Source organism: Streptomyces sp. NPDC031100, assembly GCF_055570785.1.
Genome location: NZ_JBVIGN010000005.1, coordinates 339,804 through 361,933, shown reverse-complemented (window position 1 = coordinate 361,933; position 22,130 = coordinate 339,804). Strand labels below are relative to the sequence as shown.

The 22,130-nt window shown below is 71.9% G+C and carries 23 protein-coding genes and 1 tRNA gene; 15 read left to right on the top strand and 9 right to left on the bottom strand.

The features are described 5' to 3' along the window. Positions 1-37 precede the first annotated feature (37 nt). Both ACZ5DS_RS17490 and ACZ5DS_RS17485 read left to right on the top strand, forming a co-directional pair. Entirely contained in the window at positions 38-772 is a 735-nt protein-coding gene (locus ACZ5DS_RS17490) for a molybdopterin-dependent oxidoreductase (RefSeq protein ID WP_468238972.1), read from the top strand. Then, entirely contained in the window at positions 756-1,382 is a 627-nt protein-coding gene (locus ACZ5DS_RS17485) for a cytochrome b/b6 domain-containing protein (protein ID WP_468238970.1), read from the top strand. The genes ACZ5DS_RS17490 and ACZ5DS_RS17485 overlap by 17 nt, the downstream gene beginning before the upstream one ends. A 96-nt stretch (positions 1,383-1,478) precedes the next feature. Here ACZ5DS_RS17485 and ACZ5DS_RS17480 read toward each other — a convergent pair whose 3' ends face one another. Both ACZ5DS_RS17480 and ACZ5DS_RS17475 read right to left on the bottom strand, forming a co-directional pair. Continuing rightward, positions 1,479-2,930 carry a GntP family permease gene (locus tag ACZ5DS_RS17480; RefSeq protein ID WP_468238968.1) on the bottom strand — a complete coding sequence of 484 codons (1,452 nt, stop codon included), beginning with the start codon at positions 2,928-2,930 and terminating at the stop codon, positions 1,479-1,481. A gap of 39 nt (positions 2,931-2,969) precedes the next feature. Further along, positions 2,970-3,488 carry a gluconokinase gene (locus ACZ5DS_RS17475; protein ID WP_468238965.1) on the bottom strand — a complete coding sequence of 173 codons (519 nt, stop codon included), beginning with the start codon at positions 3,486-3,488 and terminating at the stop codon, positions 2,970-2,972. 140 nt (positions 3,489-3,628) lie between these two features. On the opposite strand from ACZ5DS_RS17475, the gene ACZ5DS_RS17470 reads away from it, so the two are divergent. Then, entirely contained in the window at positions 3,629-4,330 is a 702-nt protein-coding gene (locus ACZ5DS_RS17470) for a FadR/GntR family transcriptional regulator (protein WP_468238963.1), read from the top strand. Positions 4,331-4,335: 5 nt separating this feature from the next. Here the strand turns inward: ACZ5DS_RS17470 and ACZ5DS_RS17465 are convergent, their stop codons facing one another. Continuing rightward, positions 4,336-4,710 carry a YchJ family protein gene (locus ACZ5DS_RS17465; protein ID WP_468238961.1) on the bottom strand — a complete coding sequence of 125 codons (375 nt, stop codon included), beginning with the start codon at positions 4,708-4,710 and terminating at the stop codon, positions 4,336-4,338. A 115-nt stretch (positions 4,711-4,825) separates the two neighbouring features. On the opposite strand from ACZ5DS_RS17465, the gene ACZ5DS_RS17460 reads away from it, so the two are divergent. From ACZ5DS_RS17460 to ACZ5DS_RS17450, 3 genes are read left to right on the top strand one after another with little or no spacing between them, the layout of a single operon-like run. Then, on the top strand, positions 4,826-5,137 hold the full coding sequence (locus ACZ5DS_RS17460) for a dsRBD fold-containing protein (RefSeq protein WP_468238959.1): 312 nt from the start codon (positions 4,826-4,828) through the stop codon (positions 5,135-5,137). A gap of 12 nt (positions 5,138-5,149) precedes the next feature. Beyond that, positions 5,150-6,454 (top strand): phosphoribosyltransferase family protein, encoded by a 1,305-nt coding sequence (locus tag ACZ5DS_RS17455; RefSeq protein WP_468238957.1) that lies wholly within the window; start codon positions 5,150-5,152, stop codon positions 6,452-6,454. Between the two features lie 9 nt (positions 6,455-6,463). After that, positions 6,464-7,579: a CapA family protein gene (locus tag ACZ5DS_RS17450; protein WP_468238954.1), complete on the top strand. Its 1,116-nt coding sequence runs from the start codon at positions 6,464-6,466 to the stop codon at positions 7,577-7,579. A 10-nt stretch (positions 7,580-7,589) separates the two neighbouring features. Here ACZ5DS_RS17450 and polX read toward each other — a convergent pair whose 3' ends face one another. Together polX and ACZ5DS_RS17440 are read right to left on the bottom strand one after the other, a co-directional pair. Further along, the gene (polX, locus tag ACZ5DS_RS17445; protein WP_468238952.1) at positions 7,590-9,317 is read right to left on the bottom strand and encodes a DNA polymerase/3'-5' exonuclease PolX; all 1,728 of its coding nucleotides are present in this window, start codon (positions 9,315-9,317) and stop codon (positions 7,590-7,592) included. Between the two features lie 61 nt (positions 9,318-9,378). Next, positions 9,379-9,466, bottom strand: a tRNA-Leu gene (locus ACZ5DS_RS17440). A gap of 198 nt (positions 9,467-9,664) precedes the next feature. On the opposite strand from ACZ5DS_RS17440, the gene ACZ5DS_RS17435 reads away from it, so the two are divergent. The 3 genes from ACZ5DS_RS17435 to ACZ5DS_RS17425 all read left to right on the top strand — a co-directional run bounded on the left by ACZ5DS_RS17435 (position 9,665) and on the right by ACZ5DS_RS17425 (position 12,349). After that, entirely contained in the window at positions 9,665-10,990 is a 1,326-nt protein-coding gene (locus ACZ5DS_RS17435; protein ID WP_468238950.1) for a M20/M25/M40 family metallo-hydrolase, read from the top strand. Positions 10,991-11,136: 146 nt separating this feature from the next. After that, positions 11,137-11,370, top strand: coding sequence for a chaplin ChpH (gene chpH / locus ACZ5DS_RS17430; protein WP_468238947.1), 234 nt, complete (start codon positions 11,137-11,139; stop codon positions 11,368-11,370). A gap of 142 nt (positions 11,371-11,512) precedes the next feature. Further along, the gene (locus tag ACZ5DS_RS17425; protein WP_468238945.1) at positions 11,513-12,349 is read left to right on the top strand and encodes a chaplin family protein; all 837 of its coding nucleotides are present in this window, start codon (positions 11,513-11,515) and stop codon (positions 12,347-12,349) included. A gap of 70 nt (positions 12,350-12,419) precedes the next feature. Here ACZ5DS_RS17425 and ACZ5DS_RS17420 read toward each other — a convergent pair whose 3' ends face one another. Then, on the bottom strand, positions 12,420-12,608 hold the full coding sequence (locus ACZ5DS_RS17420) for a DUF5703 family protein (RefSeq protein WP_046732800.1): 189 nt from the start codon (positions 12,606-12,608) through the stop codon (positions 12,420-12,422). Positions 12,609-12,655: 47 nt separating this feature from the next. Here ACZ5DS_RS17420 and ACZ5DS_RS17415 point away from each other — a divergent pair, with 47 nt between their 5' ends. Then, positions 12,656-13,384, top strand: coding sequence for a hypothetical protein (locus ACZ5DS_RS17415; protein ID WP_468238942.1), 729 nt, complete (start codon positions 12,656-12,658; stop codon positions 13,382-13,384). Positions 13,385-13,480: 96 nt separating this feature from the next. Here ACZ5DS_RS17415 and ACZ5DS_RS17410 read toward each other — a convergent pair whose 3' ends face one another. Together ACZ5DS_RS17410 and ACZ5DS_RS17405 are read right to left on the bottom strand one after the other, a co-directional pair. Continuing rightward, the gene (locus ACZ5DS_RS17410; RefSeq protein WP_468238940.1) at positions 13,481-15,646 is read right to left on the bottom strand and encodes a helix-hairpin-helix domain-containing protein; all 2,166 of its coding nucleotides are present in this window, start codon (positions 15,644-15,646) and stop codon (positions 13,481-13,483) included. Continuing rightward, positions 15,643-16,626, bottom strand: a complete 984-nt coding sequence (locus ACZ5DS_RS17405; protein WP_468238937.1) for an aldo/keto reductase — start codon at positions 16,624-16,626, stop codon at positions 15,643-15,645. The genes ACZ5DS_RS17410 and ACZ5DS_RS17405 overlap by 4 nt, the downstream gene beginning before the upstream one ends. Before the next feature lie 173 nt (positions 16,627-16,799). Between ACZ5DS_RS17405 and ACZ5DS_RS17400 the strand changes: the two genes are divergently transcribed. Together ACZ5DS_RS17400 and ACZ5DS_RS17395 are read left to right on the top strand one after the other, a co-directional pair. Continuing rightward, positions 16,800-17,855, top strand: coding sequence for an LLM class F420-dependent oxidoreductase (locus ACZ5DS_RS17400; RefSeq protein WP_468238935.1), 1,056 nt, complete (start codon positions 16,800-16,802; stop codon positions 17,853-17,855). 208 nt (positions 17,856-18,063) lie between these two features. Beyond that, positions 18,064-18,852, top strand: coding sequence for a ferritin-like domain-containing protein (locus ACZ5DS_RS17395; protein ID WP_468238933.1), 789 nt, complete (start codon positions 18,064-18,066; stop codon positions 18,850-18,852). Between the two features lie 7 nt (positions 18,853-18,859). On the opposite strand, the gene corA is transcribed toward ACZ5DS_RS17395, so the two are convergent. Beyond that, positions 18,860-19,855 (bottom strand): magnesium/cobalt transporter CorA, encoded by a 996-nt coding sequence (gene corA / locus ACZ5DS_RS17390; protein ID WP_468238931.1) that lies wholly within the window; start codon positions 19,853-19,855, stop codon positions 18,860-18,862. 62 nt (positions 19,856-19,917) lie between these two features. Here corA and ACZ5DS_RS17385 point away from each other — a divergent pair, with 62 nt between their 5' ends. The 3 genes from ACZ5DS_RS17385 to ACZ5DS_RS17375 all read left to right on the top strand — a co-directional run bounded on the left by ACZ5DS_RS17385 (position 19,918) and on the right by ACZ5DS_RS17375 (position 22,068). After that, entirely contained in the window at positions 19,918-20,604 is a 687-nt protein-coding gene (locus ACZ5DS_RS17385; protein WP_468238929.1) for a histidine phosphatase family protein, read from the top strand. 91 nt (positions 20,605-20,695) lie between these two features. Then, on the top strand, positions 20,696-21,286 hold the full coding sequence (locus ACZ5DS_RS17380; RefSeq protein WP_468238926.1) for a DUF3090 domain-containing protein: 591 nt from the start codon (positions 20,696-20,698) through the stop codon (positions 21,284-21,286). After that, a complete protein-coding gene (locus ACZ5DS_RS17375) occupies positions 21,250-22,068 on the top strand; it encodes an SCO1664 family protein (RefSeq protein WP_468238923.1) in 819 nt (272 codons plus the stop codon). The genes ACZ5DS_RS17380 and ACZ5DS_RS17375 overlap by 37 nt, the downstream gene beginning before the upstream one ends. The last annotated feature ends 62 nt before the right edge of the window (positions 22,069-22,130 follow it).

Genomic DNA, 22,130 nt, shown 5'->3' with positions numbered 1-22,130 from the left:
CTGGCCCCACCGGGACCGGAAGTGCTCGAATGAATACGTGAACCCTGAACAATCCGAGGAACCCGAGTCCCAGGGCAGGCCCGTCGGCCGCCGCGTCTTCCTCGGCACTCTCGGTCTGGGCGCTCTCGGCGTCGCCGCCGCACCCGTGCTGCAACGCGGCCTGGAGGGCTTCCTCGGCACCGTCTCCGGCAAGGACCCGACAGGCCTGACCGGCCTGCTGCCCAACGGCGGCGGCTTCCGCTACTACTCGGTCGCCGCGTCCGTCCCGCACCAGGGCCCCGCCGACTACCGGCTCACCGTCGACGGGCTGGTCGACCACCCGCGCACCTACACCCTCGCCGACCTGCGCGCCCTGCCCCAGACCCGGTTGGTCAAGGACGTGCAGTGCGTCACCGGCTGGCGGGTCCCGGGCACCCCCTTCGAGGGCGTACGGCTCTCCCGCCTGCTGGACGCGGCGGGTGTCCGGTCGTCGGGCAGGGCGATCCGCTTCACCTGCTTCGACGGCACCTACACCGAGAGCCTCACCCTCGACCAGGCCCGCCGCCCGGACGTCCTGGTCGCCCTGCGCATGCAGGACAAGGACATCGGCCACGACCACGGCGGCCCGGTCCGCCTCTACGTCGCCCCCATGTACTTCTACAAGTCCGCCAAATGGCTCTCCGGCATCACCGTGACCGACCAGGTCCGGCCCGGTTACTGGGAGGAGCTCGGCTACGACGTCGACGCCTGGGTGGGCCGCTCGAACGGACGGACCGATGAGCCTACGAGCTGAGACCCCGGCGCCGCCGAGCGCGCGGGTCCGCCGCTTCAGCCGGGCCGAGCGGTGGGTGCACCGCACGACGGCCGCGCTGATGGGCGTGTGCGTGGTCACCGCCGCCTGCCTCTACATCCCGCAACTGGCCGTACTGGTCGGGCGCCGCGAACTGGTCGTCCGCATCCACGAGTGCGCGGGGCTGGCCCTGCCCGTCCCCGTCCTCCTCGGCCTGGCCTCCCGTGCCTTCCGCGCAGACCTGCGCTTCCTCAACCGCTTCGGCCCGCACGACCGCATGTGGCTGCGTGCCGCGCTGCTGAGGGACAAGCGCCGCTCCTCCCGGCCGGCGGGCAAGTTCAACGCGGGCCAGAAGGTCTACGCGGCCTGGATCGCCGGGGCGACCCTGGTCATGCTCGGCACCGGCCTGATGATGTGGTTCACCCACCTCACCCCGCTGATGTGGCGCACCTCGGCGACCTTCGTCCACGACTGGCTGGCCCTGACGATCGGCGTGGTCCTGGCCGGCCACGTCGGCATGGCGCTCGGGGACCCGGAGGCGCGACGGGGTATGCGGACGGGGTCGGTGAGCAGGGAGTGGGCGCAGCGAGAGCACCCGTTGTGGCGGCATTAGCCGATCTCCGCCACAACGGGGCTCAGCGACCACGGTGTCGACCGGCGGCGCCGACCCCACCGCAACCCGGCCTGCGAACTCCTCGCCGTACCGCTCCTAGAGCACGAGGGACAACAGCAGGACCAGACCGCCGGCGACCACCGAGATGATCGTCTCCATCACCGACCAGGTCTTGACGGTCTGCCCGACGCTCAGCCCGAAGTACTCCTTCACCAGCCAGAAGCCGGCGTCGTTGACATGGCTGAAGAAGAGTGAGCCGGCGCCGATGGCGAGGACCAGCAGGGCCGCGTGGGTGGTCGACATGTCGGCGGCCAGCGGGGCCACGAGACCCGCGGCCGAGACGGTCGCCACCGTGGCCGACCCCGTCGCCAGCCGGATCGCCACCGCGATCAGCCAGGCCAGCAGCAGTGCCGGGATCGACCAGTCCTTGGAGATGTCCAGGATCATCCGGCCCACTCCGGAGTCGATCAGCGTCTGCTTGAAGCCGCCGCCCGCGCCGACGATCAGCAGGATGCCCGCGATGGGCATCAGACCCTTCTCGACCGTCTGCTGAAGGCGTTCCCTGCTGAACCCGGCGGGCCGGCCCAGCGTGAAGAACCCGACGAGCACGGCGGCGAGCAGCGCGATCAGCGGGGAGCCGATGACGTCGAACACCCGCTGGGTGGTGTCCGTGGGATCGTCGACGACGATGTCCACCAGCGCCTTGGCCAGCATCAGCACCACCGGCAGCAGCACGGTGGCGAGCGTCGCGCCGAAGCCGGGCCGGCGCTCCAGCTGCTCCGACGGGCGCTGCGGCAGCATCCGGTCCGGGGCCGGGACGTCCACCCAGCGGGCGGCGACCCGCGAGAACAGCGGACCGGCGATGATCACGGTCGGTATGGCGACGAGGATGCCGAGCGCCAGGGTCACGCCCAGGTTGGCGCCGACCGCGTCGATGGCGACCAGCGGGCCGGGGTGCGGCGGGATCAGGCCGTGCATCACCGACAGACCGGCCAGCGCCGGAATGCCGATGCGCATCAGGGAGTAGTTGCCGCGCTTGGCGACCATCAGCACGACCGGGATCAGCAGCACGATGCCGACCTCGAAGAACAGCGGCAGGCCGACCACGGAGGCGATCAGCACCATCGCCCAGGGCATCGCGCGCCCTCCCGCCCGTCGCCCGCCGCCACCCTTCTGCGGAAGGGCCTCCGGCCCTACACCTCCCCATTTGGCGAGGATCGTGTCGACGATCTGGTCGGCGCCACCGGAGTCGGCGAGCAGCTTGCCCAGGATCGCCCCGAGCGCGATCAGGACACCCACGCCGGCCACGGTGGTCCCGAGCCCGGTGGTGAAGCTGACGATGGCCTTGTCCAGCGGTGCTCCGGCGACCGCGCCCAGCACGAGCGAGCCGACGGTCAGCGACAGAAAGGCATGGAGCTTGAACTTGGTGATGAGCAGGACGATGACGGCGATGCCCACCAGGACGGCGATGCCGAGCTGGGCGTGGCCGGCGGAGGTGATCGGCGGAGGTGCGTCCGCTGCCAGCATCTCGACGCTGAGTCTGGTCACGGGGGTTCCCTTGCAGGTACGGGGGATGGGGGTGGGGTGCTACTCGCGAATGTCGGGAAGCGCGTCGAGCGCCTTGACGGCCCGCTCGGTGATCTCCTGGGGGCTGCCGCTGACGTCCACGTCGACGCCCGCCTCGTCCGGCTCGAGCGGCTGGAGCGTGGCGAACTGGGAGTCCAGCAGCGCGGTCGGCATGAAGTGACCCTGCCGGTGGGACATCCGGTCCTCGATGAGCTTCCGGTCGCCCGTGAGGTGCACGAACACGATCCCGGGAGCCACGGCCCTGAGCCGGTCGCGGTACGACCGCTTCAGCGCCGAGCTGCTGACCACCCCGCCGAGACCGGCCCGCCCCCTGGCCCAGTGGCCGATGGCCTCCAGCCACGGCCACCGGTCGGCGTCCTCGAGCGGGACACCGGCCGACATCTTGTCGATGTTGGCCTGGGGGTGGAAGTCGTCGCCCTCGGCGTACGGGACGCCCAGCCGGGCGGCGAGCAGGGGACCGATCGTGGTCTTGCCCGTCCCGGCGACGCCCATCACGACGACGACCTGGGGGGTGCGCATGACTGCCTCGCTGTCTTCCTCGACATCCGACGCCACAGCGGCGTCGCCACACTGAAACCCATTAGGTACGACGAATTCAAGACTGTGTGACTTATAAGTCTGACTTTTTGTCTCCGTGATCCACGCCGTACGCTGAGTGCATGACCACACCGGGCCGGGGGCTGCACGGCCATGTACTGGACACCCTCGGTCCCGCGATCACGGCGGGCGAGTACCCGCCGGGCAGCGTGCTGCGTACCGACGAGCTGGCACAGCACTTCGAGGTGTCACGCTCCGTGATGCGCGAGGCGGTCCGCGTGCTGGAGTCCATGCACCTGGTCGAGTCCCGCCGCCGGGTGGGCGTGACGGTCCGCCCCAAGTCCGAGTGGAACGTCTACGACCCGCAGGTCATCCGCTGGCGCCTCGCGGGCGCCGACCGCCCGCACCAGCTGCGTTCCCTGACCGTGCTGCGTTCGGCCGTCGAGCCGGCGGCGGCCGGCCTCGCCGCCAGGAACGCCACACCCGAACAGTGCGCCGAACTCACCGAGTGCGCGCTCGGCATGGTCGCCAACTCACGCGGCCACCAGCTGGAGGGGTACCTGGTCCACGACATCGCCTTCCACCGGGTCATCCTCACGGCGTCGGGCAACGAGATGTTCGCCCGCCTCGGCGACGTCGTCGCGGAGGTGCTGGCCGGCCGGACCCATCACGAGGTGATGTTCGAGGACCCCGATCCGGCCGCCGTCACCCTGCACGTCCAGGTCGCGGAGGCGGTCCGCGCGGGCGACGCCCCCCGCGCCGAACGGCTCACCAGGGAGATCACCATGGGCGCCCTCCAGGAACTGGACGTCCTGGCGCCCTAGTCGCGTCAGTCCAGGAACTCCCCGTCGACGTACACCCACGCCCCGTCCACCCGCTCGAACCGGCTGCGCTCGTGCAGCGAGCCGCCCCGGTGGGAGGCGCGGAAGGTCACGGTGCCGGTCGTGTGGAAGGCGGACCCCTCGGTGCTGTCCAGGATCTCCAGCCCCGTCCACCTCATCCGCGGATCCAGGTCCAGCCGCTCCGGCCGGGTCCGCGGGTGCCACGTCCGCAGGAGATACCCCGCGTCCTGCTTCACGAACGCGCTGTACCGCGACCGCATGAGCGCCTCGGCGGTCGGCGCGGCGGCGGCTCCCGTGTGGAAGCGGCCGCAGCAGGCGTCGTAGGGCTCGGGGCGTCCGCAGGGGCAGGTGCGCGTGGTCATGAGCCACATTCTGCCCGTACCAGGGGAGGCGCCGGGCGCCGGTGCGATGCACAGTGGAAGTGGTGACGCGCCGCTGCGTCCCGTTGCCCCGCAGCGCAGTGAGGAGAGACGGACGATGACCCAATCCGTGAGCAACCGTCCTCCGTCCGTCAAGGAATGGCGGCTGAACCTGTACCTGTCCGAACACGACCCGGACACCACGGCCCGGATCATCCTGGACACCGGGGACAACGTCCTGGAGAGCCATGCGGAGGCCAGGCGGAACCCCTACGACACGGACGTGCCCGAGATCGGCGACGAACTCGCGGCCGGCCGCGCGCTGATCGCCATGGGCCGCATGCTGCTGCGCGCGGCCGCGGGCGACATGAAGGAGATGGGTGCCATCGAGGAGGACAGCCCCACGCCCCTCTGGATGGCCAAGGAGTGACGGAGCCGTACCGTGTTCTTCACCGACCGGCTCGAAGCGGGACGGCAGTTGGGTGCCCGCCTGGAATACCTCAGGGGCCAGGACGTCGTGGTCCTGGGGCTGCCCCGCGGCGGGGTGCCGGTCGCCGCGGAGGTCGCCGAGGCCCTTGACGCGCCCCTGGACGTCTGCCTGGTCCGGAAGCTGGGCGTGCCCGTCCAGCCCGAGCTGGGCATGGGTGCGATCGGCGAGGACGGCGTGCGCGTGATCAACCAGGACGTGCTGCGCCACACCGGCGTCGGCCAGGCCGACCTGGACCGGGTCGAGGCACGCGAGCGCGAGGTGCTCGAACAGCGGGCCGCCCGCTACCGGCGCGCACACGCCCCCGTCCCCGTCGCCGGCCGGACCGTCGTGGTCGTCGACGACGGCGTGGCCACCGGCTCCACCGCGAAGGCCGCCTGCCAGATCGCCCGGGCCCGGGGCGCGGCGCGCATCGTGCTGGCGGTCCCCGTGGCACCACAGGACTTCGCACGGCGACTCGGCGGGGACGCCGACGAACTGGTCTGCCTCGACACCCCGGCCGAATTCTTCGCGATCGGCCAGTTCTACGGCGACTTCACCCAGGTCGACGACGAGGAGGTCACCGTCTGCCTGCGGCAGGCCGCCAGGCGATACGACCTCTCCGCGGGCACCGGCCCCGAGGACCGCGAGGTGACGGTGACGGCCGGTGCCGTCCGGCTGAGCGGGCGGCTGACGCTGCCCGCGGGGGCGACCGGGGTCGTCGCCTTCGCCCACGGCAGCGGCAGCAGCCGGCACAGCCCGCGCAACCGGTTCGTGGCCGAGGGACTGAACCGGGCCGGCCTCGGCACCCTGCTGTTCGACCTGCTCACCGAGGACGAGGAGCGCGACCGGCGCAACGTGTTCGACATCGCCCTGCTGGCCGAGCGCCTGGTCGCCGTCACCGGCTGGCTGCGCGAGGAACCCGACGTCGAAGGGCTGGCCGTCGGCTACTTCGGCGCCAGCACCGGCGCGGCCGCCGCCCTCTGGGCCGCCGCCGAGCCGTCGGCACGCCCCGCCGCGGTCGTCTCCCGCGGCGGCCGGCCCGATCTCGCCGGACCTCGGCTGGCTGCGGTGACGGCACCCACCCTGCTCATCGTCGGCGGCGCCGACACCCAGGTGCTCGGCCTCAACCGGGAGGCACAGGCCCGACTGCGCTGCGAGAACCGGCTCGAGGTCGTCCCCGGCGCCACGCATCTGTTCGAGGAGCCCGGCGCGCTGGAGCGGGTGACCGAGCTGGCCCGCGACTGGCTCACCGACCACATGGCACCCGCACACGTGTAGGTGGGGATCATGCCCGAGGGGGCCGTCACCCTGTTCGTCGCCGGTGACGTCATGCTCGGCCGGGGCATCGACCAGATCCTCCCGCACCCCGGGGATCCGGCCCTGCGGGAGGACTATGTGCACGACGCCCGCGGCTACGTGGCCCTGGCGGAGGCGGCGAACGGGCCGATACCCCGGCCGGTCGACCCCTCCTGGCCCTGGGGCGAGGCGCTGCCGGTCCTGGACCGCGCGGCGCCCGACGTACGAGTGATCAATCTGGAGACCGCCGTCACCCAGGACGGCGACTTCGCACCGGGCAAAGGCGTCCATTACCGGATGAACCCGGCCAACCTGCCCGGTCTCGCCGTGGCACGCCCCGATGTCTGTGTCCTCGCCAACAACCACGTGCTCGACTTCGGGCCGCTCGGCCTGGCCGAGACACTGGACTCCCTGGCGGCGGCCGGGCTGCGCACCGCGGGGGCCGGCCGGGACGAGGCCGCCGCATGGCGGCCGGCCACCGTTCCCCTGCGGGCGGGCGGACGCGTGCTCGTCCTCGCCGTCGGGATGCCGACCAGCGGAATCCCGCACAGCTGGGCCGCCGGCCCCGAGCGCTCCGGAGTGGCCCTGATCGCCGCGCCGACCGAGGGCGCAGCGGCCGCCTTCGCCGACCGCCTGCGACAGGTCGCGCGGCCGGACGACATCGTGGTCGCGTCCGTCCACTGGGGCTCCAACTGGGGATACGGCGTCTCGCGCGCCGAGATCCGCTTCGCGCACGCGCTCGTCGACGCCGGCGTGCACGTCGTCCACGGCCACTCCTCGCACCACCCCCGGCCGCTGGAGGTGTACCGGGACAGACTCGTCCTCTACGGCTGCGGCGACCTCGTCGACGACTACGAGGGCATCGGCGGCTACGCGCGCTACCGGGACGACCTGCGCCTGCTGTACCTGGTCTCGCTGGAGCCCGGCACGGGCCGGCTGACCGGCCTCAGGATGGTGCCCCTCCAGGCGCGCCGGATGCGCCTGGAGCACGCGTCGGCCGACGACACCGAGTGGCTGCGCACCACCCTCGACCGGTGCAGCCGAGCCTTCGGCACCAGGGTCGAGCACGGGGACGAGGGCACCCTCACGGTCCGGCCCCTGCCGTGAGACGGGCGTTTCAGGCCCGGCCGCCCTTCCGCAGGAACCTGCGCAGGCGGGTCAGCGTCCAGGTGTTGATCACGTCCTCCTTGGTGAGCCAGCCGCGCTGCGCCGTGGCGACGCCGTAGCGCAGGTGGGCGAGGTGGAGGACGGAGTGGGCGTCGGTGTTCACGGCGAACTTCACCCCGTGCTGCCGGGCCCTGAGGATGTCCTCGTCACGCAGGTCGAGGCGGTCGGGCTGGGCGTTGACCTCCAGCGCGGTGCCGGTGCGGGCACACACGGCGAACACCTCGTCCCAGTCGGCGTCGACGCCCGGCCGTTTGCCGATCAGCCGGGTGGTCGGATGGCCGATGACGTTCACGTACGGGTTCTCGCAGGCCCGCACGAGCCTGCGGGTCATCTCCTTGCGGCTCTGGTCGAAGTGCGAGTGCAGGGAGGCGACGCAGAGGTCGAAACCGGCCAGGAACTCCTCGGGCCAGTCCACCTCGCCGTCGGGGTCGATGTTCAGCTCCGTGCCGTGCAGCAGCCGCATCCGGTGCCGGGTGCCGTCCAGCTCCCGCAGCCGCTCCCGCTGGGCGAGGATCTTCTCGTCGGTCATGCGCTGCATGTACAGGTTGGGGGCGTGGTCGGTGACCGCGTAGTACCTGTAGCCGCGTTCGGCGGCCGCCTCCACCATCGTCTCCAGCGGAGCGAGGCCGTCGGTGAGGTCCGTGTGGGTGTGCAGATCGCCGCGGATGTCCCGCTCGGTCACCACCTCGGGCAGTTCGCCGTGCAACGCCGCCTCGATCTCCCCGCGGTCCTCCCGCAGCGTCGGCGGGATCCAGGGCAGGCCGAGCCGGTCGTACACCTCCTCCTCCGTACGGGAGGCGAGCGATTCCTCGCTCTCCGCGTCGAACAGGCCGTACTCGGACAGCTTCAGCCCCTGGTGCACGGCGATGGTGCGGGTGCGGATGTTGTGCGCCTTGGAGCCCGTGAAGTACTGCAGTCCGGCGCCCCACGACTCCGGTGGCAGCACCCGCAGGTCGACCTGGAGGCCCTTGCCGGTGCGGATCGACGTCTTCTTCGTGCCCTGTGCGATGACCTCGGCGGTGGACGGCAGGGCGCACAGCGCCTCCATGAAGGGGGCGGACCGTTTCGCCGCCACGAGCACGTCGAGGTCCCCGATGGTCTCCTTCATACGGCGCACCGACCCGGCGTGGGTGCAGCGCCGGCAGCCGGTCAGCGCGGACAGCTCGGCGACGATCTCCTCCGCGGTCTCGAGGGCCAGGGACAGCGGGATCCGCCCGCCCGCCCGCTGCAGCAGCTCGATGCCGTGCCGGAGGTTCTCCTGCGTCTTCTCCCCGAACCCCTTCAGATCAGCCAGCGCGTCCGCCTCGATGGCCGCGGCCAGCTCGTTCACCGAGGAGATGTGCAGGTCCTCGTAGAGCCGCAGTGCCTTCTTCGGGCCGAGCGTGGGGATCGTGATCAGCTCCCGCACCCCGGCGGGGATCTTCGCCCGGCGCTCCTCGACCACCGCCATGGTGCCGGTGCGCAGATACTCGGCCACCTTCTCGGCGATCGACTTGCCCACGTTCGGGATCTCCCTGAGGCCGTCGACGTCCAGCTGGGAGATGTCGGTGGGATGGCCGCCGATGGCGCGCGCGGCCTTCTCGTAGGCGCGCGCCTTGAAGGCGTCGCCTCCTGTGATCGCGATGAGGTCCGCGTACTCCTGCAGGAGCGCCTCGACCTCCTCGTTGGGCCGGGCCACACCACCAGTGTAGAAAACACCAGCGGCGCCGACCGGATCCGGTCGACACCGCTGGTGTTCATGGTGTCCGAGGGGGGACTTGAACCCCCACGCCCGATAAAGGGCACTAGCACCTCAAGCTAGCGCGTCTGCCATTCCGCCACCCGGACAAGGTGTCTGTCGTGCGGGGTTTCCCCCGCGGCGACGAAGGAAACATTACCAGGCTTTCGAGGGTGGCTGATCACACCCCGTCCCGGAGGTCCGGTCCGCGTGAACGGCGTGTGACGGGCCGGCACCGGTCTTGGGCCGCGGCCGGGCCGGAGAGAGGATGAGGAGGACCACCAGCAGTGACAGCGGGAGGAAGCAGCGTGAGCGAGACGGACACGGCCAAGGGCGTCACCGGCGAGGACGAGGTCGTGGACCTCTGCCGCGAGCTGATCCGGTTCGACACCAGCAACTACGGCGACCACTCCGGGCCGGGCGAGCGCAAGGCCGCGGAGTACGTCGCCGGGAAGCTTGCGGAGGTCGGGCTGGAACCGAAGATCTTCGAGTCGCACCCCGGGCGCGCCTCGACCGTGGCCCGGATCGAGGGCGAGGACCCGTCCCGGCCCGCGCTGCTCATCCACGGCCACCTGGACGTCGTACCGGCCAACGCCGACGACTGGACCCACCACCCGTTCTCCGGCGAGGTCACCGACGGGTGCGTCTGGGGGCGCGGGGCCGTCGACATGAAGGACATGGACGCCATGACCCTCGCGGTCGTGCGGGACCGGCTGCGCAGCGGGCGGCGGCCGCCCCGGGACATCGTCGTCGCCTTCCTCGCCGACGAGGAGGCGGGCGGCACCTACGGCGCCCGGTACCTGGTCGACCGCCACCCCGACCTCTTCGAGGGCGTCACCGAGGGGATCAGCGAGGTCGGGGGGTTCTCCTTCACGGTGAACGAGCAGCGGCGGCTCTATCTGATCCAGACGGCCGAGAAGGGCATGCACTGGATGAAGCTCACCGTGGCCGGTACCGCCGGGCACGGCTCGATGATCCACCGGGACAACGCCATCACCGAACTCTCCGAGGCCGTCGCCCGGGTCGGCCGGCACAAGTTCCCGGTGCGGGTGACCAAGACCACCCGGGCCTTCCTCGACGAACTGGGCGACGCGCTCGGCACGGAGCTGGACCCGGAGGACATGGAGGCCACCCTCGCCAAGCTGGGCGGCATCGCCAAGCTCATCGGGGCGACCCTGAGCAACACCGCCAACCCCACTCAGCTGAACGCCGGTTACAAGGTCAACGTCATCCCGGGCGAGGCCACCGCGCACATCGACGGGCGCTTCCTGCCGGGCCACGAGGAGGAGTTCCTCGGCGACCTCGACCGGCTGCTCGGCCCGCACGTGCGACGCGAGGACGTGCACTCCGACAAGGCGCTGGAGACCAGCTTCGACGGGGCGCTCGTCGAGGCCATGCAGTCCGCGCTGCTGGCCGAGGACCCGACCGCCAAGGCGATCCCCTACATGCTCTCCGGCGGCACCGACGCCAAGTCCTTCGACGACCTCGGCATCCGCGGCTTCGGCTTCGCGCCGCTCAAGCTGCCGCCGGAGCTGGACTTCGCCGGCATGTTCCACGGCGTGGACGAGCGGGTGCCGGTGGACGGGCTGAAGTTCGGGGTGCGCGTGCTCGACCGGTTCATCGACGCGTCGTGAAGTCATGGGCTCAGGTAATCGGGCGCCCGTACGAGATCGAGCTGAGAAGAGTGAATGCGACCATAAGCTCGTAGCTCCATTAGTTCCTCCTCGTTACAGGTGATGCGATCAGCGATTGAGATCGCTTTTGCCAACAAGGAGGAATAATGCTCAAGAAGGTCGTTGCTGCTGCGGCTGCCACGGGTGGTCTGGTTCTCGCGGGTGCGGGCCTGGCCGTCGCTGACTCGGGTGCCCAGGGTGCCGCCACGCACTCGCCGGGCGTCGTTTCCGGCAACGTCGTCCAGGTGCCCGTCCACGTCCCGGTCAACGTCTGTGGCAACACCATCAACGTCATCGGGCTCCTGAACCCCGCCTTCGGCAACACCTGCATCAACAAGTGACGCAGGCTCCCTGAGGGGCGTCTTCTACGAGCCGTCGGCCTCCGAGCGCGCGCCATGCGCTCCGAGGCCGACCGGTCTTTTTCCGCGGAACTCCGTTGCGCGGAAACGCACTGAGAACCGAATGCAGGGGTGGAATTCAGAAATGCGACAGGGCACCCGCAAGGGCCTGATGACGGTGGCGGCCGCCACCGGTGTGATCGCCGCGGCGAGCGGCTACGCCCAGGCCGACTCGGGCGCGACCGGCTTCGCGGCCGGCTCGCCCGGCGTACTGTCCGGCAACACGGTGCAGGCACCGGTGCACGTGCCGGTGAACGTCTGCGGCAACACCGTGAACGTGGTCGGGATCCTCAACCCGGCCATGGGCAACAAGTGCGCCAATGACGGCGGCAGCCAGGCGGGGGGACACGGCGACACGAGCGGCCACGGCGGCTCGCACGCCGACGGCCACACCGGGGGCTCGCCCGGCGTCGGCTCCGGCAACACGGTCCAGGTGCCGATCGACGCGCCGGTGAACGTGTGCGGCAACAGCGTGGACGTCGTCGGTGTCGGCAACGCCACCGAGGGCAACGACTGTGCCAACGGCGGCGGTCACCACGGCCGGCCGCCGGGCGGTGGGCACGAGAACCCGCCCGGGAATCCGGGCCAGCCGGGACATCCCGGTCAGCCGGGCCACCCTGGTCACCCGGGTCAGCCCGGCAACCCTGGCCACCCCGGCAACCCGGGGCACCCCGGCACCCCGGGCCACCCGGGTACGCCGGGTCAGCCGGGCCACCCGGGAACGCCGCCCGGCACGGGAGGCCACACTCCCCAGGGCTCGTCCCAGGTCACGGACCACGGCGGACGCTCCGACCAGCCTCTGAGCCCCGCGCAGCTCGCCCACACCGGCAGTGAGGTGCCCCTGGGCATCGCGCTGCCGGCGGGCGCGGGCGCGCTGCTCGCGGGCGCGGTGCTGTACCGCAAGGCCCGGGCCTCGGCGTAGCACGGCAGGCCGTACGGAACGGAGCGGACCCCGCCCTGCGGCGGGGCCCGCTCCGTTCACGTCTCCCGGGTCACCAGGTGGCCCGGACCTGGCGGATGATCCGTCGGCGCAACCGCACCCTGCGGCTGCCGTCGCGCATCAGGCTCAGTCGGTCCAACTCCCAGTGTCCGTACTCGGCATGGTCCGTCAGCAGACGTGTGGCCTCCTTGCGGGACACCCCGCGAGGCACGTACACGTCGACAAATTCGTATTCCGGCATCGCATCTATTGTGCGGGCTGGTGCCCGGTACGGATAGCGTCTGCACTATGTCTGATGCTGCGCAGCCCACCGCTGCCGAGGTACGCGCCGCCGCCGAGGCCATCAAGACCGCGCTCGACCGCCATCTGGCGGCGGTCGAACGCCGGTCGGGCGAGGACGACCCGGCCGTCTACGAGGCGTTCAACCAGCTGGCCGCGGCCGCCGAGGCGTACGACGAGCTGCTCTACGACCGCTATGACGAGGTCACGCCCTTCGAGATCCCCGGTGCGGAGGACTCGCTGCCGCCGTACGCGGGCCCCGAGGAACCGAACGCGATCAGCGTGCTGATCCGCCGCGACTACGCCGTGGCGGAACCCCAGCGGCTGCTGGCGCAGGCCCAGCGGGTCGAAGCGGTGGAGTACGAGGACGGCGCAGGCACGGGCGAGGACGCCGCCGGCACGGTCCCGGGGGCACTCGGCGTCCTGTTCGGCGAGTTCGAACCGGACGAGATCGCATCCCGGCACAAGGAGTTCGGCCTGGAGGAGGGCGACTCCACGCTCTGGGTCACGGCCGCGGACGAGCCGGCCGAGCCCGGCGAGTGGCTGGAGGCGCCGTTCGAGCAGGTCGACCCGCAGCGGGTGGTGTGCCGGTTCGACGTCAGCGCGGTCTTCGACGAGGACGTCTCCGACGACCTCGACGAGGAGGACGACCTCGAGTTCGACGGAGACGAAGACGCGGACGAAGACGAGGACGAGGACGAGGACGCGGATCCGGAGCCGCTGGACGCCGAGCGGTGAGGTGAGCGTCCGGCGGTGCCGTGGGGCCTGGGGCCCGGGACGGCACCGCCGGAATCAGCCGTTGTGGTCGATCGCCGTCGGAGCGGGGAGAGTGCGTCAGCCTGCCGACGGGACCTGGGTGCGCAGCAGCGTCTGCAGGCGCGTCGTCCGGGGCTTGGCCGGGACCTCTGCCACCGCCTCGGGCAGCGCCTGTTCCACACCGTGCACCACCGACAGATGCCGCTCCGCCCGGCCGAACGCCGTGTACACCCAGGGTCTGCTGAGCGTCTGCGCGGCATCGCCGGGCAGCACCACCACCGCGGCCGGCCAGCGCCCGCCCACCGCCTGGTGCGCGGTCAGCGCCCAGCCGTGCCGTACGCACTGCTCCACCCGCTCGCGCGGTACGACGACGCGCGCGCCCGCGCACTCCAGGTGCAGCCCGTCGGCGTCGGCGTCCACCACTCGGCCCGGCACCGTACGGCCCGGGGCGGGGGAGTGGGCGATCCGGTCGCCGGGGTCGAAGCCGCCGAAGCGGCCCGGGCCCGGATTGAGGCGTTCCTTCAGGGCGGAGTTGAGGGCCCGGGTGCCGGCGGCGCCGCCGTGGCCCGGCGTGATCACGACCGTCTGCTCGGGTGGCACGCCGATCGCCCGCGGCACCGAGTCCGCGACCAGCTGCACGGTCCGGTGCACGGCCTCGCCCGCGTCCCGCACCGGCACGATGACGATCTCCTTGCCGGGCGCCTCGACCTGGTTCAGCTCGCCGATGCCGATGCCGGAGACCAGCTCGCCGAGGGGACCGGGGTCGGGGGTGCGGGAGGCGATCTGCGGGCAGGAGCGAGCCGCGAGCAGGTCGGCGAAGACCCGCCCGGGCCCGGCCGACCACAGCACCGCAGGGTCGCCGCTGAGCACCAGCCGGGCGCCGTCGCGCAGCGACTCCACCAGCATCGCGGCGCTCTCCACGTCGAGTTGGGGCGCGTCCAGCACGATCAGCAGATCCAGGTCCAGGGCGCCGTCCGCGTCCCTGCCGGGGCCCTCGGCGCCGGACAGCAGCCCGGCGACCGTGCCCACGGCCTGCTCCGCCGCCTCCTCGCCCAGCAGAGAGGCGGCGCGACGGCGTCCGTCCGGGGTGTGGCAGACGGCGAAGGCCCGCAGGCCGGCGGCACGGGCGGCGCCGAGCAGGGCGGCCGGTTCGGCGCGGGCCGCCTCGGCGCCGGTGTGCAGCACCAGGCCGTGCCCGGCGACCGCGCGGGCCAGCTCGGCGGCACCGCCGGACGCCCCGGCCACAGCCGTCTTCCAGGACTCGGCGGCTTCCTCGGACACCGAGTTGACCAGGCGGGCCAGGCCGTCGGCCAGGCTCTCCTCGGCGAGTGCGTACCGCTCCAGGCCGACGAGGACGCGCACCGGACGCTCCTCGCCCTCGTCCTCCTCTTGGCCGGCGGTGTCCTGCGGCGCCGGAGCCCCGGGCTCCTCCAGGGCGTCCTGGAAGACCAGCGCCTCGCCCTCGGCGAGCGTGCTCTGCACGGCCGCGTCCGGGTCGGGCACGCCCCGCTTGGCCAGGGCGGCGGTGAGCGCCGGCAGCTCCAGCGCGGTGTGCCCGGCCAGCGCCGCCTGCTCCAGCAGCCAGACGGTCACCGCGCGGCCGCGTCGCTCGTCGTCCGGGCCGCAGGCCGCGCCGAGCAGCGCCCGCGCGAACCCGTCGGCCTGCTCCGTCCGTACGCCGCCGATCCGCAGCAGCTGCCAGGGGTCCTCCCGGAGCACGGTGTCGGCACCCTCGCCGAGGCCGGCCGCCACCTGGGGCGCGAGCGACTCGGGTGCGCCGCCCTCGCCCAGCACCCGGCGCACGGCCTCGACGGCCTCCGGCGCAGGGGCGCCGGGCGCGGCTGCGGCCGGGGCGGGCTGCGGCCGGCGCACGGGCTCCGGGGCGGGACGGCGCGGGGCCGGCTCGGGCTCGGCGAACACCGCGGCGACGGGCTTCTTGCCGCTCTCCACCGCCCGGACCGCGGCGAGCAGGTCGGCCGCCTTGCCGCTCAGCTTGCCGCCGCTGTCGAGGGGCCCCTTCTTCTCGGCCTTGCGCCGCTCGATCCGGTCCCGCTCGATGCGCTGCGCGGCCAGCTCGGCCTCCGCCTCGGACCTCCCGGGCGCGGCTTCTCCGTCGGGGGTCTCGGCACCGGTGCCCTCACGGCTCTCGCCGGCCGCCGTGTCCTGCTCGGGGGTCCCCGGGCGCTCCGGGGTTTCCGGGGTCCCCGGCCCGGTTTCCTCCGTGGTCTCCGGCTCCGTGCTCACAGCGTGCTCCAGTCGTGATCGGGATAGCGGTGCACAGGCGCCGACACGTCGTCGAGCGCCCTGCAGATCTCGTCAGGAAGACTAAGCGCCTCCACTGACAATGCCGCCGTGAGCTGCTGTGCGTTGCGTGCGCCGACGATCGGGGCGGCCACTCCGGGCCGGTCCCGGACCCAGGCGAGGGCCACCTGGAGCGGGGTGACCGCGAGCCCGTCGGCGGCCGTCGTCACCGCGTCCACGATCCGGGTCGCCGTGTCGTCCAGATACGGCTCGACGAACGGCGCGAGGTGCTCGGACGCCCCGCGCGAATCGGGGGGAGTGGAGTGCCGGTACTTGCCGGTCAGCACACCACGGCCCAGCGGGGAGGAGGGCAGCAGGCCGACGCCCAGGTCGAGCGCGGCGGGCAGCACCTCGCGCTCGACTCCGCGCTGGAGCAGCGAGTACTCCAGCTGCGTGCTGGCCAGCCGGGTGCGGGTGCCCGGTGCGGCGAGCTGCCAGGTGGCCGCCTTGGCGAGCTGCCAGCCGCAGAAGTTGGAGACTCCCGCATACCGGGCGCGGCCGCTGCTCACCGCCAGGTCGAGGGCCTGGAGGGTCTCCTCCAGCGGGGTGTCGGGGTCGAACGCGTGGATGTGCCATACGTCGACATGGTCCGTGCCGAGACGGGTCAGGGAGGCGTCCAGGGCGGCGAGCAGATGGCCGCGGGAGCCGTCGAAGCGGCGGTCGGGATCGGGGACGCTGCCCGCCTTGGTGGAGACCACCAGGTCCCGGCGCGGCACCAGGCCGTCCATGAGCTTGCCGAGCAGATACTCCGCCTCGCCGTCGCCGTACACGTCCGCGGTGTCGACGAGGGTGCCGCCGGCCTCCCAGAAGGCCTTCAGCATGTCCGCGGCGTCGTGCTCGTCGGTGTCCCGGCCCCAGGTGAGGGTGCCGAGTCCGATGCGGGACACGCGCAGGCCTGTGCGGCCGAGATGCCTCTGCTCCATGTGCGCGAGATTACTGGCCAGAACTGGTGCCGTGGGTTGCCTGTGGATAACTCGATTTCACCGGGACGGGACGGGTTGCCGGCCGCCGATCCCGGGCAGGCCCTGCCCGTCGGCCCCGGCCCCGCGCTAAGGTCTGCGCCAAGCGACGTTACTCATGGGTAAGGGGATTGGCCATGCAGCTCGGGATCAACCTCGGCTACTGGGGTGCCGGGATGGACGCGGACAATCTGGCCGTGGCACAGGAAGCCGAGCGACTGGGGTACTCCGTGTGCTGGGCCGCCGAGGCGTACGGCTCCGACGCGGCCACGGTGCTCTCCTGGGTCGCCGCGCAGACCGAACGCATCGACGTCGGCTCGGCCATCTTCCAGATCCCGGCCCGGCAGCCGGCGATGACCGCGATGACCGCGGCGACGCTCGACTCGCTGTCCAAGGGCCGCTTCCGGCTCGGCCTCGGCGTCTCCGGACCGCAGGTCTCCGAGGGCTGGTACGGCGTCAAGTTCGACAAACCGCTGGCCCGCACGCGCGAGTACGTGGAGATCGTGCGCAAGGCGATGACCCGTGAGCGCCTGTCGTACGAGGGCGAGCACTGGACGCTGCCGCTGCCCGGCGGTCCGGGCAAGCCGATCAAGCTGACCGTGCACCCGCAGCGCGAGCACATCCCGCTGTACATCGCCGCCATCGGACCGAAGAACCTGGAGCAGACCGGCGAGATCGCCGACGGGGCGCTGGTGATCTTCCCGTCCGCGGAGCACCTCGAGGAGACCACCGTCACCCATCTGCGCGCCGGGCGGGCGAAGGCCGGCAAGACCCTCGACGGTTTCGACATCTGCCCCACCGTGCCGCTCGCCGTCGGCGACGACAAGGACGTCTCCCGGCTGGCCGACACCTTCCGCCCCTACACCGCCCTGTACGTGGGCGGCATGGGCAGCGCCAAGCAGAACTTCTACAACCAGCTCGCCAAGCGCATGGGGTACGAGAAGGAGGCCGCCGAGGTCCAGGAGAAGTACCTGTCCGGGGACAAGCAGGGTGCCGCGGCCGCCATTCCGCACGACCTCATCGACAAGACCACGCTGCTCGGCTCGGTGGAGCGCATCGCCGACCGCATGAAGGCCTACGCCGCCGCCGGGGTCACCACCCTCAGCCTCGCCCCCGCCGGCTTCACCCTCGACGAGCGGCTCGCCTCCCTGCGGGCCGGCAGCGAGGCGCTGGAGCTCGCCGGGCTCGCCTGAGAGCCTGAGAGAGGGGATGTCAGCGGCCGTGGTGGGGGCTCGGGGGTCTTCCCCGCCACGGCCGTCACGGGGAACAACGCGCCGGGCGCCGCGCGGTTACGACCCCGGTGCTCCACCTTTCGGCCGAGTCGGCGCCTGCAGCTGTTGCGGCTCCTCACCGCCCGCATTTGACTCGTTCTTTGCGGAATCCTGCAGAGAGGTGTCTTCCATGCTGTCGGCCAAGAGTCTGTTCCAGGAGATCCTCGACAACGACGAGTCCTTCCGGCTCTTCTGCTCCATCGCCGCCAGCGGGGAGTCGCAGGGCGGCTGGGAGAACGGCCGGATCGCCGCGCTGGTACCGCAGAGCGAACGCGCACTGGCCCCCAAGATCGCCCGCCACGGCGCTGACGAGGACAAGCACGGGCGCATCTTCAGCGCGTTGATGAAGAAGCGCGGCCTCACCCCGGTTCCCGTCCCGCCCGAGACCGACTACACGATGCTCCTGGAGCGCGCGGGCATCGGTCTCGCCCACGACAAGCTGAGGCGGGACGAGCCGCTCACCGTGCGGGACATCATCGTCTACCTCTCCCACAGCCGGGTCACCGAACAGCGCGCAGCCGAGCAGATGGTGATGCTCCGCAGGGTCTTCGCCGACCACCCCGACGTCGGCAAGGCCGTACGGATGATCTCGGACGACGAGGACAACCACCTCGCCTACACCCACGAGGAGCTCCTGCGCTTCGCCGCCGCCGGGCACGGCCGGCTCATCCAGCGCACCCTGCGCGAGTGCGCCCTCGCCGAGATCCGCATCCATCGGGACGTCAGCCTCGCCGTCATGACCCGCATGGGCCGCATCCTCGGCTGGTCCGGGGCCAGGACGGCCGTCCTCGCGGCCGGTGTTCACGCCCTGTACGTCTACGAGCGCCTCGGCGGCTGGCGCCGCATGGTGACCCTGCGCATGCCCGAGCACCGCAACGCCCTCGGTGGGCCCGCGACACCCGCACACGAGTTCGCCTGAGGCCCGCTCACAGCCAGCCGCGCCGCTTGAACGTCTGGTACAGCAGCACCTCCAGGGCGGCCATCAGCAGGATCACCGCCGGATACGACCACAGCCAGTGCAGCTCGGGCATGTGGTCGAAGTTCATGCCGTAGACGCCCGCGATCATCGTGGGGACAGCGGCCATCGCCGCCCAGGCGGAGATCTTCCGCATGTCGTCGTTCTGCCGCACGCTCATCTGCGCCAGATGGGCCGACAGGATGTCCGACACCAGCCGGTCCAGGCCCTCCACGGACTCGTTCACGCGCGCGAGATGGTCGTTGACGTCCCGGAAGAAGGGCCGCGCCTTCTCGTGCACGAAGGGCACGCCGACGCCGAGCGTGCCGGTACCGCCCAGCCGGGTCAGCGGGACCGCCAGGGGCACGGTGGCCCGGCGGAACTCCAGGATCTGCCGCTTGAAGGTGTAGATCCGGGACGCGGTGTGGCGGGTGCCGCCGCGGTCCGGCTCGAACACCTCGGCCTCCAGTTCCTCCAGGTCCGTCTGCAGCTCCGTCGCCACCTCCAGGTAGTGGTCGACCGTGGCGTCGGAGATCGCGTACAGCACCGCGGTGGGGCCCTTGGCCAGCATCTCCGGGTCCTCCTCCAGCCGGTGCCGTACGGCGGCGAGCGGCGAGTGCTCGCCGTGACGGACGGTCACCACGAAGCCGTCGCCGATGAAGACCATGACCTCGCCGGCCGAGACGGTGTCGCTCTTGGGCTCGTAGACCACCGGCTTGAGGACCATGAACAGCGAGTCGTCGTACACCTCCAGCTTGGGCCGCTGGTGCGCCTTGAGAGCGTCCTCGACCGCCAGTGGATGCAGCACGAACTCCTCGGTGACCAGGTCGAACTCCCGCTCCGACGGCTCGTACAGCCCGATCCACACGAACCCGCCCGCCGCCCGCGCCTCGTCCAGCGCGTCGGAGAGGTCCTCCGGGCCCTCGGTACGGTGCCCGTCCCGGTACACGGCACAGTCCACGATCACGGAGCGCATTCTCCCGCCGCCCGGCCACCTGCGCATGTCGGGATGCGCTTACCCTGGGCCGCATGCCCACGCTGATCCTCGTCAGGCACGGACGGTCGACCGCGAACACCTCGGGCGTGCTCGCCGGGTGGACGCCAGGCGTCGCCCTGGACGAGCGGGGGGCCGCACAGGCCGCCGCGCTGCCCGGCCGCCTCGAGGGGCTGCCGATCTCCGAGGTCGTCGCAAGCCCCCTGCAGCGCTGCCAGGAGACCGTACGGCCGCTCCTCGACGCCCGGCCCGGGCTGCGCGCCCACACCGACGAGCGGATCGGGGAGTGCCACTACGGGGACTGGTCGGGCCGCAAGCTCGCCGAGCTGAAGGACGAGCCCCTGATGGAGGTCGTCCAGGCGCACCCGTCGGCCGCCGCCTTCCCCGGCGGCGAGTCCCTGCGTGCCATGCAGACCCGCGCCGCCGAGGCCGTACGCGAGTGGAACGCGCGCGTGGAGCGCGACCACGGCGCCGACGCGATCTACCTCATGTGTTCGCACGGCGACATCATCAAGTCGCTCGTCGCGGACGCCCTCGGACTTCACCTCGACCTCTTCCAGCGGATCTCCGTGGAACCGTGTTCCGTCACCGCGATCCGTTACACCCGCCTCAGGCCGTTTCTCGTTCGTCTCGGCGACACCGGCGATTTCGCCTCCCTTGCCCCACGCGAGGAACCTCCGGGGGACGACGCACCGGTCGGAGGTGGTGCGGGCGCACCGTGATCGTCGGCCGCAGTAGGGTGAAGCGATCCGCACAGTCGCCTTCCCGCTCGGCCCGCATTGCCGTAACTCTCGAATCCAATGGAGACAGGACGTGTCCCGTCAGGTGTTCCTCTACGATCCGCCGGACCGCTTCGTGGCCGGCACGGTCGGGCTGCCCGGACGCCGTACGTTCTTCCTCCAGGCCACCGCAGGTGCCCGAGTGACCAGCGTGGCTCTGGAGAAGACCCAGGTCGCCGCGCTCGCCGAGCGCATGGACGAGCTGCTGGACGAGGTCGTACGGCGCAGTGGCGGCAGCGCCGCCGTCCCCGCCGTGGCACCCACGGAGATCGCCGACACCGCCCCCCTGGACACCCCCATCGAGGAGGAGTTCCGTGTCGGCACCATGGCCCTCGCCTGGGACGGCGAGGAACAGCGCATGATCGTCGAGGCCCAGGCCCTCGTGGAGCTGGAGGCCGACACCGAGGAGGATCTCGCCGAGGCCGAGGAGCGGCTGCTCCAGGACGAGGAGAACGGGCCCCCGATGCTGCGGGTCCGGCTGACCGGCGCGCAGGCCAGGGCCTTCGCCAAGCGCGCCCTGGACGTCGTCAACGCCGGGCGGCCGCCGTGCCCGCTGTGCAGCCTCCCGCTCGATCCGGAAGGACACGTATGTCCGCGCCAGAACGGATACCGCCGCGGAGCGTGACCGCCGCCGAACTGCTCGCCGTCGGTGAGCTGAAGGTGCGCGGCCGGATCCGCGAGGCGTCCAACGCGGCGCTGTTCTGCACGGTCGTGTACGACGGCAGCGAAGCCTCCTGTGTGTACAAGCCCGTGGCCGGCGAGCGTCCGCTGTGGGACTTCCCCGACGGCACCCTGGCCGGCCGCGAGGTGGCCGCCTACGAGGTCTCCGAGGCCACCGGCTGGGGGCTCGTGCCCCCGACCGTGCTGCGCGACGGCCCCTACGGCGAGGGCATGTGCCAGCTGTGGATCGACGTCAGCCCCGAGTCCGAGCTGCTCGCCCTGGTCGACGGCGAGGAGCCGGAGCCCGGCTGGAAGGCGATCGGCTTCGCCGAGGTCGGCGAGGGCCGCACCGCGCTGCTCGTGCACGCCGACGACGAGCGGCTGCGCCGGCTCGCCGTCCTCGACGCGGTGATCAACAACGCCGACCGCAAGGGCGGCCATCTGCTGCCCACCACCGACGGCCGGCTCTACGCCATCGACCACGGGGTCACCTTCAACATCGAGAACAAGCTGCGCACGCTGCTGTGGGGCTGGGCCGGGGAACCGCTCGCCCCGGACGCCGTCGAGGTGCTCCAGGAGCTGAAGAAGTCCCTCGCCGAGGGCGGGGAGCTGGCCGCGCGCCTGGCCCCACTGATCACGTCGGCCGAAATCGATGCCACGCGCGCGCGGGTCGAGGCGCTGCTCGCCTCCGGACGGCACCCGGAGCCGGGCGGGCAGTGGCCGGCGATCCCCTGGCCACCGGTGTAAGCACATCGGGCGCCGAGGTTCAAGAACGCCCAACCGGTCATCCGGCCTGATCCCGTTCGTAT